This window comes from Collinsella sp. wc0583 (genome assembly GCF_046116915.1).
Lineage (GTDB): Bacteria > Actinomycetota > Coriobacteriia > Coriobacteriales > Coriobacteriaceae > Collinsella.
Map to the genome: position 1 here is coordinate 121464 of NZ_JBJXBN010000008.1, position 12817 is coordinate 134280.

At 61.5% G+C, this 12817-nt stretch carries 15 protein-coding genes and 1 tRNA gene; 4 read left to right on the top strand and 12 right to left on the bottom strand.

Features of this window, described 5'->3' with window-relative positions; all coding sequences use genetic code 11:
* The first annotated feature begins 6 nt into the window (after positions 1-6).
* Together ACKUUJ_RS08475 and ACKUUJ_RS08480 are read left to right on the top strand one after the other, a co-directional pair.
* On the top strand, positions 7-630 hold the full coding sequence (locus ACKUUJ_RS08475; protein WP_409065284.1) for a hypothetical protein: 624 nt from the start codon (positions 7-9) through the stop codon (positions 628-630).
* Between the two features lie 31 nt (positions 631-661).
* Positions 662-746: transfer RNA gene (locus ACKUUJ_RS08480), tRNA-Leu, on the top strand.
* A 346-nt stretch (positions 747-1092) separates the two neighbouring features.
* Here the strand turns inward: ACKUUJ_RS08480 and ACKUUJ_RS08485 are convergent.
* The 3 genes from ACKUUJ_RS08485 to eno form a co-directional block, all read right to left on the bottom strand.
* Positions 1093-2094 carry a hypothetical protein gene (locus ACKUUJ_RS08485; RefSeq protein WP_349125319.1) on the bottom strand — a complete coding sequence of 334 codons (1002 nt, stop codon included), beginning with the start codon at positions 2092-2094 and terminating at the stop codon, positions 1093-1095.
* A gap of 20 nt (positions 2095-2114) precedes the next feature.
* Positions 2115-2876, bottom strand: a complete 762-nt coding sequence (locus tag ACKUUJ_RS08490; protein ID WP_409065285.1) for a hypothetical protein — start codon at positions 2874-2876, stop codon at positions 2115-2117.
* A gap of 195 nt (positions 2877-3071) precedes the next feature.
* Positions 3072-4361, bottom strand: a complete 1290-nt coding sequence (eno, locus tag ACKUUJ_RS08495; protein ID WP_409065286.1) for a phosphopyruvate hydratase — start codon at positions 4359-4361, stop codon at positions 3072-3074.
* Between the two features lie 328 nt (positions 4362-4689).
* Between eno and ACKUUJ_RS08500 the strand changes: the two genes are divergently transcribed.
* Positions 4690-6105, top strand: coding sequence for an ATP-binding protein (locus tag ACKUUJ_RS08500; RefSeq protein WP_409065287.1), 1416 nt, complete (start codon positions 4690-4692; stop codon positions 6103-6105).
* 39 nt (positions 6106-6144) lie between these two features.
* Here the strand turns inward: ACKUUJ_RS08500 and mazG are convergent, their stop codons facing one another.
* The 3 genes from mazG to larC are packed head-to-tail and all read right to left on the bottom strand — an operon-like array spanning position 6145 to position 8100.
* A complete protein-coding gene (gene mazG / locus ACKUUJ_RS08505) occupies positions 6145-7005 on the bottom strand; it encodes a nucleoside triphosphate pyrophosphohydrolase (protein WP_409065288.1) in 861 nt (286 codons plus the stop codon).
* Between the two features lie 2 nt (positions 7006-7007).
* Positions 7008-7556 carry a phosphodiesterase gene (gene yfcE / locus ACKUUJ_RS08510; RefSeq protein WP_409065289.1) on the bottom strand — a complete coding sequence of 183 codons (549 nt, stop codon included), beginning with the start codon at positions 7554-7556 and terminating at the stop codon, positions 7008-7010.
* A gap of 58 nt (positions 7557-7614) precedes the next feature.
* Entirely contained in the window at positions 7615-8100 is a 486-nt protein-coding gene (larC, locus tag ACKUUJ_RS08515; RefSeq protein ID WP_409065290.1) for a nickel insertion protein, read from the bottom strand.
* 193 nt (positions 8101-8293) lie between these two features.
* Here larC and ACKUUJ_RS08520 point away from each other — a divergent pair, with 193 nt between their 5' ends.
* Positions 8294-9205, top strand: coding sequence for a PHP domain-containing protein (locus ACKUUJ_RS08520; protein WP_390447938.1), 912 nt, complete (start codon positions 8294-8296; stop codon positions 9203-9205).
* A 320-nt stretch (positions 9206-9525) separates the two neighbouring features.
* Here ACKUUJ_RS08520 and hisE read toward each other — a convergent pair whose 3' ends face one another.
* From hisE to hisH, 6 genes are all read right to left on the bottom strand, one after another.
* On the bottom strand, positions 9526-9843 hold the full coding sequence (gene hisE / locus ACKUUJ_RS08525) for a phosphoribosyl-ATP diphosphatase (protein ID WP_117797555.1): 318 nt from the start codon (positions 9841-9843) through the stop codon (positions 9526-9528).
* Positions 9844-9858: 15 nt separating this feature from the next.
* Positions 9859-10086, bottom strand: a complete 228-nt coding sequence (locus ACKUUJ_RS08530) for a hypothetical protein (protein WP_409065291.1) — start codon at positions 10084-10086, stop codon at positions 9859-9861.
* Positions 10083-10424, bottom strand: coding sequence for a phosphoribosyl-AMP cyclohydrolase (hisI, locus tag ACKUUJ_RS08535; RefSeq protein WP_117564896.1), 342 nt, complete (start codon positions 10422-10424; stop codon positions 10083-10085). Before hisI ends, ACKUUJ_RS08530 begins: the two co-directional genes overlap by 4 nt.
* Positions 10425-10578: 154 nt before the next feature.
* Positions 10579-11361: an imidazole glycerol phosphate synthase subunit HisF gene (hisF, locus tag ACKUUJ_RS08540; protein ID WP_409065292.1), complete on the bottom strand. Its 783-nt coding sequence runs from the start codon at positions 11359-11361 to the stop codon at positions 10579-10581.
* A gap of 3 nt (positions 11362-11364) precedes the next feature.
* Positions 11365-12108: a HisA/HisF-related TIM barrel protein gene (locus ACKUUJ_RS08545; protein WP_409065293.1), complete on the bottom strand. Its 744-nt coding sequence runs from the start codon at positions 12106-12108 to the stop codon at positions 11365-11367.
* Positions 12105-12806: an imidazole glycerol phosphate synthase subunit HisH gene (hisH, locus tag ACKUUJ_RS08550; RefSeq protein ID WP_409065294.1), complete on the bottom strand. Its 702-nt coding sequence runs from the start codon at positions 12804-12806 to the stop codon at positions 12105-12107. Before hisH ends, ACKUUJ_RS08545 begins: the two co-directional genes overlap by 4 nt.
* Between the last annotated feature and the right edge of the window lie 11 nt (positions 12807-12817).

Consider the following 12817-nt stretch of genomic DNA (forward strand, 5'->3'; position numbering starts at 1 on the left):
CCCAATATGCCCGATTCCCGCACCCTCTGGACCGCCGTCGTCATTATTTGCATCGCCGTGTCGGTATTCTTTAGCGTCAAAAAACGCACCACGTTTAAGCGCCTGCAGCAGCTTATGGCTGCGAAGCAGTGGGACGAGTTCGATCGTTTGCTCGATGGCAAACTCACCAGCATGCTGTACCCGCGCTATAACCGCGACTACCTGCGCCTGAACTCCTATCTGCTGCGCGAGGACCACAAGCGTGCCGACGAGATGTTCGATTTGCTGCTGGGGCTCAACCTGCCCAAAATGCAGCGCGTCGACCTGGTGATTAAGGCCTTTAACTACTACGTTGGCCAGGAGGACCGCAAAAAGTCCAAGGTGCTGCTGCACGAGATCAAAGGCTTTGAGGGCGGCCAGGCCGAGGCAGTCGCACACGAATGCCAACTGATGTACGACACGATGATCCTCAAGCGCCACAACGACATTCCCGAGCTGGAGCGCATGCTCAAGGAGGCCGGTGACGACAAGGTCAAGAGCTGCCGCCTGGAATACCTGCTGGCCCTGCAGTACAAGAACAAGGGCGACGAAGCCAAGTTTGCCGAGTACTTGGAAAAGTCAGGCCGGCACTCAATGGCCGTCAACGCGTAACGGACGGCTTGTGCTAGACTTCTAGTCTCACGGGGGCGTGGCGGAATTGGCATACGCAGGAGACTTAAAATCTCTCGCCGCAAGGATTGTGGGTTCGAGTCCCACCGCCCCTACCATGTGATTGCTTACGAGCCCGTGTCCCGTTGGGATGCGGGCTCGTTTCTTTTGGACGCCGGCGGGACTCGAACCCGCGAGGGGGCGAGCACCAGGCGGACGCGCAGCGTCCGCAGCGAGCCGACGAGGGCGCCGGCAGGCGGCCGAAGCCGGTGCGGATTTGCGCAGCAAATACGCGGACGTCCCACCGCCCCTACCATATGGAGCTTTCGAGCCCGTGTCCCCAAGGGATGCGGGCTTGTTTCTTTTAGATGCCGGTGGGACTCTAAGCTGCGGTGGAATAGATCCTGTTTATACCGTTTATCAGCTTATTTAGGAACTATTTCACCGCAACTCAGAGGAAGACGGTTAAAGAGCGCTCAGGCTGGGGACCCAGGCGATGGTGGGGGTCGCGCCGTCGAGAACCTCGTTGATGGTGGCGGCCATGCCGGCAAGCAGGCTGTTCTCGCTTACGGTGAGCGTGTCGTAGCCGCCGGCTCGCATGAGCTCGCGGATTACCACGGCGCCAGCCAAGATCACGCCCGCGCGTTTGGGCTGCACACCCGGTAGCGCGGCGATGCTGTCCGCGTCCAGCGTGGACATGCGCTCGATAGCGGCCGAGACCTGCTCCAGCGAAAGCTCGCGCAGGTGCACGAAGCTCGAATCATACGGCTCCAACTCGTGGACCAGAGCCACCAGCGTAGTCACCGTGCCGCCCACTGCGACCAAGCGTTCGGCGCGCTCAAAGTCGACAGGCAGACTCTCAAAGTAGCCCGCAAACTGCTCGTTTGCCCATGCGGCAGCGGCAGCAAGCTCGCCGTCCGCAGGCGGCAGCGCCGAGAAAAACCGCTCCGTCACACGGCGGCAGCCAATGTCCAGCGAGCGCGTCCCTTCTAGCGCAAAGACGCCACGCTCCGGCGCATAGACGCCCGTCGCGAGCTCCGTGGATCCGCCACCCGAATCGGCAACAATAATGCGCTCGCCGGCAAAGTCGTGCGCCACGCCAAAAAACGTCAGGCGTGCCTCGACCTCGCCCGGAATCACCTGCGGTTCGAGCCCCAGCTCGCGCAGGCCGTCCAGCAGCAGGGCGGCATTGGACGCATCGCGCGCGGCACTCGTGCACGTGGTGCAGATGCACACGGCCCCAAAGGCATGCGCCTCGTCCACAAACATGCGACACGCGGCGAGCACACGCTCGACGGCCGCCTCGCAAAAGCGGCCCGTCGCGTCCACGCCCTCGCCCAAGTCGGTGATCTCGGTATGCTTGGACGATTCCACGATCGCCCCGGCCTCGACCTGCGCTAACACCAGTCGCGACGACACTGTTCCCAGGTCGATCGCGGCTACCTTATAGCGTTTGCAATCTGCCATTGCAGGCTCCCCTCCGGGCGCTATTTGCCGTTGGACACGACCGTCTGGCCCTCGACACCGTTAAACCCAAACAGCATGTCGAGCGCCTGGATGTACCACGGCGCGTCCTTACCGACGTCTTCGATTTCCTTGGCAACTTCGCTGGCCTTCTTGGCGTTCGACGACTTCTTGCTCGAAGACGAATCCGAATCGTCGTCCAGGCCCTGCACTTCAATTCTCTTCTCGCCGGGCATCACCAGGCCCAAGTCCTCGGATGCCGCGTCCTTGATACCCTCCTCCGAGAGCAGCTTGTCGACGCTTTTCTGCAGCTCGTCGTTGTACTGCTGGCGAATCTCGACCTGCTTGGCCAAGATATCGTTCGAGCGTTTGGCAACGTAGAGGTCGCGCACGGGAAAGTACAGGCTCACGAGCACCAGGACGACGACAATGCCAATAAACAGCCCGCGCTGGGGTCCATGGGTAAAGTCGTAAATTGCCTTGACCGCTGCGTTGTCGTTGGCGTAGTGCATAAAGTCCGAGCCGGAAAGACGGCTTGAGGGACGGCGCGGCTTGTCGGACGCCTGGGTCGAAGGGCGCGACGCATGCTTGGAACGCGATGGGCGCACCGGACTATCCGAGGAACTATTTGGCTGAGCATTGGGATGCGAAGTCGCCGGCGAGCTATACCTGGAGCGATCAGCACCAGCATAACCAGACCCGCCAAGCTGTGCGGTACGCGCACGACGAGGCGACGGCTCGCGCGAACCGGCGGAATAATACCTGTTGTCGTAAATCTGATCCATGTGCGCCTTGTGCGGTTGAGGTTTGTTTGCGCTAAGTCCTTTAGTTATAGCACGAGCGCCCGCACCGCCTTCGCCAGCCTTTGCTCGACATAAAAAAGGCGCTGAGCCGTATGGCCCAGCGCCCATAGTTCTTTGCGGCATCCAGCCAAGGCGGGGAGGAACCGAGTCAGCCTCCCCCTCGCCAAATTCGCCCGTTTAGCGAATGTTGTAGAACGCGGCCTTACCGGCGTAGCGCGCGCTGCCCTCGAGCTCGTCCTCGATGCGGATGAGCTGGTTGTACTTGGCAATACGGTCGCTGCGGCACGGGGCGCCCGACTTGATCTGGCCGGCGTTAACACCCACGACCAGGTCAGCGATGGTGGAGTCCTCGGTCTCGCCGGAACGGTGACTCACGATGCAAGCGTAGCCGGCCTCCTTGGCAGTCTCGATAGCCTCGAGCGACTCGGTGAGCGTGCCAATCTGGTTGACCTTGACCAGGATCGCATTGGCGGCGCCCAGCTCGATGCCCTTCTTGAGGCGCTCGGTGTTGGTGACGAACAGGTCGTCGCCTACGAGCTGCACCTTATTGCCAATGCGGCGGGTGAGCTCGACCCAGCCGTCCCAGTCCTCCTCGGCCATGCCGTCCTCGATGGAGATGATGGGATAGGTGTCGACGAGCTTCTCCCAGTAATCGACCATCTGGGCGCTCGTAAACTCAACGCCCTCGCCCTTGAGCTCGTACATGCCGGTCTCGGCGTTGTAGAACTCGGTGGACGCCGGGTCCATGGCGTACATGAAGTCGACGCCGGGCTTAAAGCCAGCCTTCTCGACGGCCTTGGTAATGTACTCGAACGGCTCGGCATTGGTCTTGAGGTTGGGGGCAAAGCCGCCCTCGTCGCCCACGCCGCCGCCAAGGCCGGCCTCGTGCAACACGCCCTTGAGGGTGTGGTAGACCTCGGCGCACCAGCGCAGGCCCTCGGCAAAGCTCGGAGCACCCACGGGCATAATCATGAACTCCTGGAAGTCAACGTTGTTATCGGCATGCACGCCGCCGTTGAGGATGTTCATCATGGGCGTGGGCAGCAGATGAGCGTTGACGCCGCCCAGGTACTGGTACAGCGACAGGCCCGCCGACTCTGCCGCAGCGCGGGCAACGGCCAGCGACACGCCCAGAATGGCGTTGGCGCCGAGCTTGGTTTTGTTGGGCATACCGTCGGCGGCAATCAGTGCGGCATCGACGGCGCGCTGGTCGAAGGCATCGAGGCCCACGACGGCGTTGGCGCACTCGTTGTTGACGTGTTCGACGGCCTGCGAGACGCCCTTGCCCAGGTAGCGGCCCTTGTCGCCGTCGCGCAGCTCGCAAGCTTCGAAAGCGCCGGTCGAAGCGCCCGAAGGCACCATCGCGCGACCGAAGCTGCCGTCCTCGAGCACGACCTCGACCTCGACGGTGGGGTTACCGCGGCTGTCGAGCACCTCGCGACCGTAGACGTCCAAAATGTCACTCATGTTGTCTCCCTCTCACTTGGAAACGTAGTTGATGCAAGCGACTGGCCGACTGTGCACCATCGGTGCGCCTCCGTAAGTTAGCCTTGTCGCACTTTTTGCATTATGCCCTAAGTTAGCCGAGGGATACATATGAATTGGAGAAATCATTCTTTGAGGCGCTTATTTTTGCACCGAGCATTCATCTCTAGAGGTCACCCCCCCCCATTAAATTCTTCTATCGGCATACCGTCTTTACCTGGCTTGCGAATGAAAGAGCCAGTAATGTGCTTTTACATCGTGCAAAGTTCTGGATATCGTGCAATTTTAAGGGTCTGAAGTTCTGGATATCGTGCATAATCAGGTTATAAAAGTTCTGGATATCGTGCACGAGGTAGCCATGCTTAAACGAAAAGCCTATGACAAACTACTAAAATGGAAGCATGAAAGCGCTGGTAAAACAGCACTTCTTATTGAAGGAGCCCGCCGCGTCGGCAAGAGCACGCTTGTCCGCACGTTTGGAGAAACCGAATACAAGTCCTGCCTTGTCATTGATTTCTTTCAAGCACCTGCCGAAGTTAAGCAATATTTTGAGGACTATCGCACTGACTTCGACTCGCTCTTCCTCTATCTCTCGGTTTTCTATAACGTCAAACTTTATGAACATGAGACGCTTATCGTCTTTGACGAGGTCCAGATGTACCCGCAAGCACGCGGACTCATCAAGTATCTCGTTGCAGACGGACGTTACGACTACATCGAAACTGGATCCCTGCTCAGCATCAAGCAGAACATTAAAGATATCGTCATCCCGTCCGAAGAAGAGTCTCTGGAACTTGAGCCCCTCGACTTTGAGGAGTTTCTTTGGGGCATGGACGAAAAGGGGCTGGCCGATCTCATTCGCATGAGTTTTAACAAGATGAAGCCGCTCCCCGATGCCCTACATCGCAGAGCGCTCTCCCTTATGCGCGAATACATGCTTGTAGGCGGCATGCCTGAGCCGGTATCCATCTATGTTGAACAGCGCGCTTTTGCGCCCGTCGACGCTTCGAAGCGCCGAATCGTCCAGCTCTATCGCAACGATATCTCTCGTTTTGCAACCGGTTACGAATTCAAAGTCGTCTCCGTACTCGATGGCATCCCAGGTCAGCTCTCTAAGCACGAAAAACGATTCAAGCTTTCCTCACTTGATAAAAACGCACGCATGCGCACCTACGAAGAAGCCTTCTTTTGGCTGGCAGACGCGCGAATTGCCAATATCTGCTATGCCGCAAGCGAACCGAGTGTGGGCCTTTCACTCAGCATGGAGCAAACGGCCCTCAAGTGCTATATGGCAGACACCGGCCTGCTTGTAACGCTTGCCTTCTCTGACAACAACGATACCGATGAAGACGTTTACAGAGCCGTGCTTCGCGGCGACATCGGATTGAACGAAGGAATGCTTACCGAAAACTACGTTGCCCAATCTCTAAAGGCCAATGGACACAGGCTCTTCTTTTATTTCCAAAGCGGAAAGAAGGAGGGGGAGGAGCGCATGGAAATCGACTTCCTCGTTACCCGACCCTATGTCAATGCCGCCGGAAAGCCGCGCATCAGCCCCATCGAAGTTAAGTCGCCACGCAGATACGGAACCATCTCCCTCGACCGATTCCGCGCGCGCTTTAACAAGAAGATTGGGATGGCTTACGTGTTGCACCCTAAACAACTCGAGTGGGATGCCGAAGCGCAGCTGGCACATCTTCCGTTGTATATGGCTTTTTGCTTGTAGAGACCTCTCTACGAATGGATGTCGTGAGAGACGCAGGCCTCACTCGCTTGCTTTTGCTTGGTCCCACAGGTCGTTGAGTTGAGCGGTTGAGCAGGCGGCGAGGTCATCGCCCGCCTCGTGCACGGCGGCCTCCATCGCGGCCCAGCGACGGCGAAACTTGGCCGTGCTCGCGCGCAGGGCGCTCTCGGCGTCGATGCCCTCTTTGCGCGCAACGTTGACCAGGGCAAAGAGCAGGTCGCCAAACTCCATCTCGCGCTCGGGCGTTCCGGGGGCCTCGGCCTCAAACTCGGCACGCTCCTCGGCGACCTCGTCCCACACATCCTGGACCGTCTCCCACTCAAAGCCCACGGCAGCCGCCTTGCGCGACACCTTCTGCGCCTGCATCAGCGCCGGCAGATGCGTGGGCACGCCGTCGAGCAGACCCTCGGGCGCAGCTTCGCCCGCTGCCACGGCCTTGTCCTTGGCAACCTTCTCGGCAAGCTTGACCTCATCCCAAATCTTGAGCACCTCGTCGGAGCTCTCGGCGTCCGCATCGCCAAACACGTGTGGGTGGCGGCGGATGAGCTTGGCGTCGATATCGCGCGCCACGTCGGCCAGCGTAAACTCGCCGGCGTCCGCCGCAATCTGCGCATGCAGTACTACCTGCATGAGCACGTCGCCGAGCTCCTCGCGCAGATGCGTGGCATCATCGGCCTCGATGCAATCGAGCGCCTCGTAGGCTTCCTCGATCATGTTCTTGCCGATGCTCTGATGCGTCTGCTCGCGATCCCACGGGCAGCCATCGGGCTGACGCAGACGCCAGATAGTCTGCACCAGATGCTGCAGCTCGGCCGACGCGTCGACCAGCGTGGACAGGTCGCGCGAACCCTCGGCATTTTGCTGAGCCATGTGCTGCGCCATAGTTATTCCTCCTCCAGGACCACGTGACGGAACGCGCCGCCCTCGTAGATGCCGTAGCTATGCGTACCGTCCTTGGGAATGCTCACGCTGCCGGGATTGAAGAGCCACAGGCCCGGGTGCGCGGCGCTCTCCTCGTTAACCTTGATGTGCGTATGGCCGTAGACGAGCGCGGAGCCCTCGGGCAGCGCGGGCGCGTGGTCGACGCTGTTGTGCATGCCGGCGCCAAAGACGTGGCCGTGCGTCAGGAACAGCTCACGGCCGGTCTCGTCAAACAGCGTGGCGTAGTCGGCCATGACCGGGAAATCGAGCACCATCTGGTCGACCTCGGCGTCACAGTTGCCGCGCACCGCGATGATGCGGTCGGCCAAGGCATTGAGCAGCGGAATCACGCGCTTGGGAGCGTAGTCGCGCGGCAGGTCGTTACGCGGACCGTGATAGAGCAGGTCGCCCAGCAGGACGATGCGGTCGGGCTGCTCGGACTCGATGGCGGAGCAGAGGCGCTCGGTCCAATATGCCGAGCCGTGAATGTCAGAGGCGATGAGGTATTTCATGAGGGATCCTTTCGGGATGGAGTTGACGGAGCCGGTCGCGGCGCGCCGCACGATCTTGTTATTCAAATCGCAGCGCCGCGCTCTGGGCCGCCTGCATCACGCGCTGGAGCGGTACGTCGTGCTCACGGGCAAGACGGGCGCAGTCTTCGTACTCGGGCGCCGCGCGCTCGCTGCCGTCGGGCAGGGTGGCCACCTTGACGGACACCTCGCCCCATGGCGTCGCTACGCGCTCAAAGCGGCGTGGCAGGCAAACGCGCTCCATAACCTGGCGGCGGATGGCATTGGTCGTGGTTTCCAAAAAGATGATCGTCTGCAGGCGATCGATATCCTCGTGAGCGCAGATTACCTGCAGCTGCCAGCCGGGGCGGCCTTTCTTGCAATAGATGGGCAGCCAGTGCACCTCGCGGGCGCCGGCCTCGCGCAGGCGGTCGGCGGCGTAGGCGAGCACCTCGGGCGACGCGTCGTCGATGTCGCATTCCAGCTTGACGATGGTCTCGGGCGCATCAGTCTCGCGGGACAGCGGGGATTTGCTATCGCGTGGCATACGGTCCGGCTCCTTTCCGCGCGGGCTCGTTTTGTTCACCCAAACGCTAGCACATCGCGGGCGGCGTGGATGTGGCGGAGCGCGATGAGCGCGATTTTCCCTGTCCGCAAGAAACCGGCACCCCGGCGCGCTCGTCGCATCGAGGGCCGCGCCGTTACAATGGAGCGGATTCGCTTGACGCAAAGGAGCCGCCATGCCTGCTTGCCCGCTGGTCGATTGCCATACCCACACCTCGTTCTCGGACGGACACGCCTCGTTTGAGGACAACGTTCGCGCCGCTGCTGCAGCCGGTTGCCGTGCCATGGTCTCGACCGATCACCTTACCCTGCCTGCCAGCATGGATTCCAATTGCGAAGTGCAGGTTGTCGAGGGCAACCTGCCGGCACATCGTCTGGCTTTTGAGGATGCCCGCAAGCTTACCGCGCAGATCGCGCCGGAGCTCGAGCTTATCTATGGCTTTGAGTGCGATTGGTACGAAGGCTGCGAGCCTTTGGTTGAGCGCTGGTCCGAAGGCGCCGTCGTGCGCCTGGGCAGCGTACATTGGATTGGCAACCCCGGCGATATCATGGCCGGTGCCGCGGGTACGGCGGGGACAGAGGACGTCGTTCGTCCCGATGCGCCCGATTCGCGCTGTGGTTGGATCGACGATGACACCAACCTGCACGTTTGGGAAAACCTGGGCGTGCGCGGCGTGTGGGAGCGCTACGTCGACGACTGGTGTCGCGCCTGCGAAAGCCCGCTCAACTTTGACGTGATGGCCCACCCCGACCTGGTCATGCGCTTTTCGAAGGAGGGCTTTGCGCCCGATTTTGACCCCGCGCCGTTCTGGGGGCAGATGGCAGAATGCGCACACGACACGAATCGGCGCGTTGAGGTCTCGACTGCCGCGCCGCGCAAGGGGCTCGACGACTACTACCCCGCGACCGGCCTCTTGCGCTGCTTTGCCCATGCCGAGGTGCCCATTACCTTTGGCTCGGACGCACACCGCGCCTGCGACATCTGCTGGAACATCCGCGAGGCCCAGGCCCACGCCTACGACTGCGGTTATCGAACCTTCGACATCCCCCACCTCACCGGCGAATGGGAATCCACGCCCCTCGCCTAAGACTAGTCATTGGGGACACTCTTCACAAATGACCCCTTGGGGACGGAGGAAAACAGGTCGTTTTGCTCACCACCGACGCCCGAGCAACACCGCCCGCCAAAAAGAACGCCCGTTTACTACGATGAACCGCAAACCTCCGACCATCGGCTTAATGCGGAAAATAAAACCGCAGGTAGAAGTGTTGACGATTTGCTCAAAACCGACGCGTGGTAAGCAGATCCAGTTTCATCGTAGTAATTGGGCATGTTATTTGGCAGCGCCGGCAAAGACTGTCCCAAACGACTAGTCGTTTAAGAACGTCCCCAATGACTACCCAATGACTAGTGGCGGCGGGCGTTGAGTTCGCCGGCCAGCTCGTCGAGGGTAATGCCGTAGCGCTCGAGCGTCACGAGCAGGTGGTAGACCAGGTCGCCGGCCTCGTAGCGAATGTGATCGTGGTCGTTATCCTTACAGGCCATGATGACCTCGCTCGCCTCCTCGGCAAGCTTCTTGAGCAGTTCATCCTCGACGTCGGTCAGCAGACGAGCGGTGTAGCTCTCCTGTGGCGACGCATCGCGACGCCCGTGAATCACCTCGGCCAGTCCCGTCAGCGTCTCGCCGATATTTCCCGGCTGCACGTTAGCTGTTCTGACTCCCATGGTTATTTCCTCTCGTTACTGCAGCGTAAAGTAGGTACCGGTCTCATCGAACCGAGGCTTTGCGCCCTTTTTCTCAAAGAACTCGACGATGACGGCATGGACCTCATCAAGCCTTTCCTTCTCGGCCTCGAGCCAAAGCGACTGCGCCCCGCAGGCATCAGTCAGGTGCACGCGGCATGGCACGCCCGCGCGGAGGAGCTCGGTGTTGCAGTCGGCGACCTCGAACGGCGTCACGACTTTCATCGCACTCCCCCTTCCACGCGCTTAAAGAAGCAGGTACGGTTGCCGGTATGGCAGGCCGGACCCGGCGAGTCGACCTTGACCAGTAGCGTATCGCTATCGCAGTCGGCCCAGAGTTCCTTGACCTCCTGCATATTGCCGCTCGTCGCGCCCTTGTTCCACAGCTCCTGACGGCTGCGGCTCCAAAACCACGTGGTCCCGGTCTTGAGCGTCAGCCCCACCGACTCCTCGTTCATCCAGGCAACCATAAGCACCTCGCCGGTGTCATACTGCTGAACCACACAGGGAATCAGCCCGCGGGCGTCGTATTTAAGATCCGCTGGAGTAGTAATTTCTCTCATTTCAATTCCCTAATTTAAACATCGCCGGTCGGCGAGGGTTGTCCAGGTGCCCGAGATTCCGAGCGACAAGCCCGACGACGCGTACTTAAGTACGCGAGGAGGGTTGGAGCCGGAAGGTCGGGTGCCTGGACAAGCCGCAGCGAAGCCCACAGCATTAGAAGTCCAACCTCACAGGAATGCCCTGCGACGCCATATACTCCTTCACCTGGCGAATGCTGAAGGTTCCAAAGTGAAAGACGCTCGCCGCCAGCACGGCGTCGGCCTCGCCCTCGATCACGCCCTCGGCAAAATGTTCGAGCGTGCCCACGCCGCCGCTCGCGATGACGGGAATCGGCACCGCGCGCGCCACGGCGCGGGTGAGCGCCAAATCAAAGCCGGCCTTGGTGCCGTCGCGATCCATGCTGGTGAGCAGGATCTCGCCGGCGCCACGACGAGCCGCCTCCTCGGCCCACGCCACCGCGTCGATGCCCGTAGCGTTGCGACCGCCCGCCGTAAAGACCTCCCACTTATCGGCGCCCGACTCCCCGGGCAGCCCCACACGCTTGGCATCGATCGCCACGGCCACGGCCTGGCTACCAAACGCCGCGGCAGCCTGGCTGATCAACGACGGATCGCGCACGGCGGCAGAGTTGAGCGACACCTTGTCGGCACCGGCGGCAACCATGGTGCGCATGCCCGCCAGGTCGCGAAAGCCGCCGCCCACGGTATAGGGAATGGCCAGCTCCTCGGCCGCATGCGCCGCCATCTCGATAGTCGTCGCACGGTTGTCGCTCGTGGCGGTAATGTCCAGGAAGACGACCTCGTCCGCACCTTCGCGATCGTAGGCGCGCGCCAGCTCCACCGGATCGCCCGCATCGCGCAAGCTCACAAAGTTGACGCCTTTGACCACACGGCCATCCTTGACGTCCAAGCAGGGAATCACGCGTTTGGTAAGCATGGGCTATTCCTCCCCTCGAGCGGCGGCCAGCGCCTGGGCCAACGTAAAGTTGCCCTCGTAGAGCGCACGACCGGTAATGGCACCTTCAATCGCGGCCTCGCCCACCGCGGCCAGTGCGCGGATGTCGTCGAGCGTCGAGATGCCGCCCGAAGCCACGACGGGAAATCCCGCGACCTCGGCCACATGGCGATACGCCGCCACATCGATGCCCGTCTGCATGCCATCGCGTGCGATGTCGGTATACACCAGATACTTAAAGCCCAGCTCGGAAAGCTGCGCCACGGTATCGTCGAGCGCCACGCCTGCGCCGTCGCGCCAGCCATTCACCTTGACCTGGCCGTCGCGCACGGCGATGTCTGCCACCAGCAACTCGCCAAAGCCTTGGGCCGCTACCTCGGCAAAACCCGGCTCGGTCACCAGCACGGTGCCCAACGCGATGCGGCGAGCACCATAGCCGGCCAGCTCGTCGATGCGTGCGAGCGAGCGGACACCGCCGCCCACGTCCACGGACAGACCGTCGACGCCGCAGATGGCCTTGATCGCCGCCGAGTTGGCAGCGCATGCGCCCTCGTCCTCGCCAAAGGCAGAGGACAGGTCTACGACGTGCACCCAGCTCGCGCCCTGCTCGGCAAACGAGCGGGCGACGGCCACGGGATCGTCGGAATATACCTTGCAGCGGCTGCGGTCACCACGCTCCAGGCGCACGACCTTGCCGCCGATCAGATCGATTGCGGGAAACAGGATCATCGGCCGCCCTCCTCGACGATGTTGACGAAGTTCTTAAGGATGCGCTGACCCAGCGCGGAGGATTTCTCGGGATGGAACTGGCAGCCCCACACGTTGCCGTGACGCACGATGCACGGGAAACTCCGCGTATAGTGCGTGCGCGCCAGCACATCGGCGGCATCGGCATCGTCGGCCACCGCATAGCTGTGGGTGAAATACATGTTGGCACCCTCGGCAAAACCGGCGAGCAGCGGGTCGGCCGCACCGGCGGGCGTCATGTGCACCTGGTCCCAGCCCACGTGCGGTACCTTCAGGCGGCTCGACTCCAAGCGCGTGCACGAACCGCGCATAATGCCCAGGCCATCGACCCAGGGGCCGCCGACCTGCTCGGAGACATCGTCGTCCGCGTCCGCACCCTCGTCCGCCGGCACACCCTCGTCGCCGCGCTCAAAAAACAGCTGAAGACCCAAGCAGATGCCGAGCAGCGGAGTTCCGGCGGCAACGGCGTCGAGCACCGCGTCCGCCTCGCCGCTCTGGCGCATAAAGGCGATCGCGTCACAGAACGCGCCCACACCCGGGATGACCAGGCCGTCGGCGTTGCGGATCTGCTCCGGATCGCCCGACGTGCAGGCGGCGGCACCGGCGCGCGCAAGCCCGCGCACGACGCTCGACAAGTTGCCCTTGTGGTAGTCGACCACCACGATCTTCGGTTCGCCCACGCGACCCTCCC

What these genes read in the sequence shown, in the direction of transcription:
- ACKUUJ_RS08475 (WP_409065284.1), top strand. Translation starts at nt 7, where the DNA reads ATGCCCGATTCCCGCACCCTCTGGACCGCCGTCGTCATTATTTGCATC.
- ACKUUJ_RS08485 (WP_349125319.1), bottom strand. Translation starts at nt 2,094, where the DNA reads ATGGCAGATTGCAAACGCTATAAGGTAGCCGCGATCGACCTGGGAACA.
- ACKUUJ_RS08490 (WP_409065285.1), bottom strand. Translation starts at nt 2,876, where the DNA reads ATGGATCAGATTTACGACAACAGGTATTATTCCGCCGGTTCGCGCGAG.
- eno (WP_409065286.1), bottom strand. Translation starts at nt 4,361, where the DNA reads ATGAGTGACATTTTGGACGTCTACGGTCGCGAGGTGCTCGACAGCCGC.
- mazG (WP_409065288.1), bottom strand. Translation starts at nt 7,005, where the DNA reads ATGGCGCAGCACATGGCTCAGCAAAATGCCGAGGGTTCGCGCGACCTG.
- yfcE (WP_409065289.1), bottom strand. Translation starts at nt 7,556, where the DNA reads ATGAAATACCTCATCGCCTCTGACATTCACGGCTCGGCATATTGGACC.
- larC (WP_409065290.1), bottom strand. Translation starts at nt 8,100, where the DNA reads ATGCCACGCGATAGCAAATCCCCGCTGTCCCGCGAGACTGATGCGCCC.
- ACKUUJ_RS08520 (WP_390447938.1), top strand. Translation starts at nt 8,294, where the DNA reads ATGCCTGCTTGCCCGCTGGTCGATTGCCATACCCACACCTCGTTCTCG.
- hisE (WP_117797555.1), bottom strand. Translation starts at nt 9,843, where the DNA reads ATGGGAGTCAGAACAGCTAACGTGCAGCCGGGAAATATCGGCGAGACG.
- ACKUUJ_RS08530 (WP_409065291.1), bottom strand. Translation starts at nt 10,086, where the DNA reads ATGAAAGTCGTGACGCCGTTCGAGGTCGCCGACTGCAACACCGAGCTC.
- hisI (WP_117564896.1), bottom strand. Translation starts at nt 10,424, where the DNA reads ATGAGAGAAATTACTACTCCAGCGGATCTTAAATACGACGCCCGCGGG.
- hisF (WP_409065292.1), bottom strand. Translation starts at nt 11,361, where the DNA reads ATGCTTACCAAACGCGTGATTCCCTGCTTGGACGTCAAGGATGGCCGT.
- ACKUUJ_RS08545 (WP_409065293.1), bottom strand. Translation starts at nt 12,108, where the DNA reads ATGATCCTGTTTCCCGCAATCGATCTGATCGGCGGCAAGGTCGTGCGC.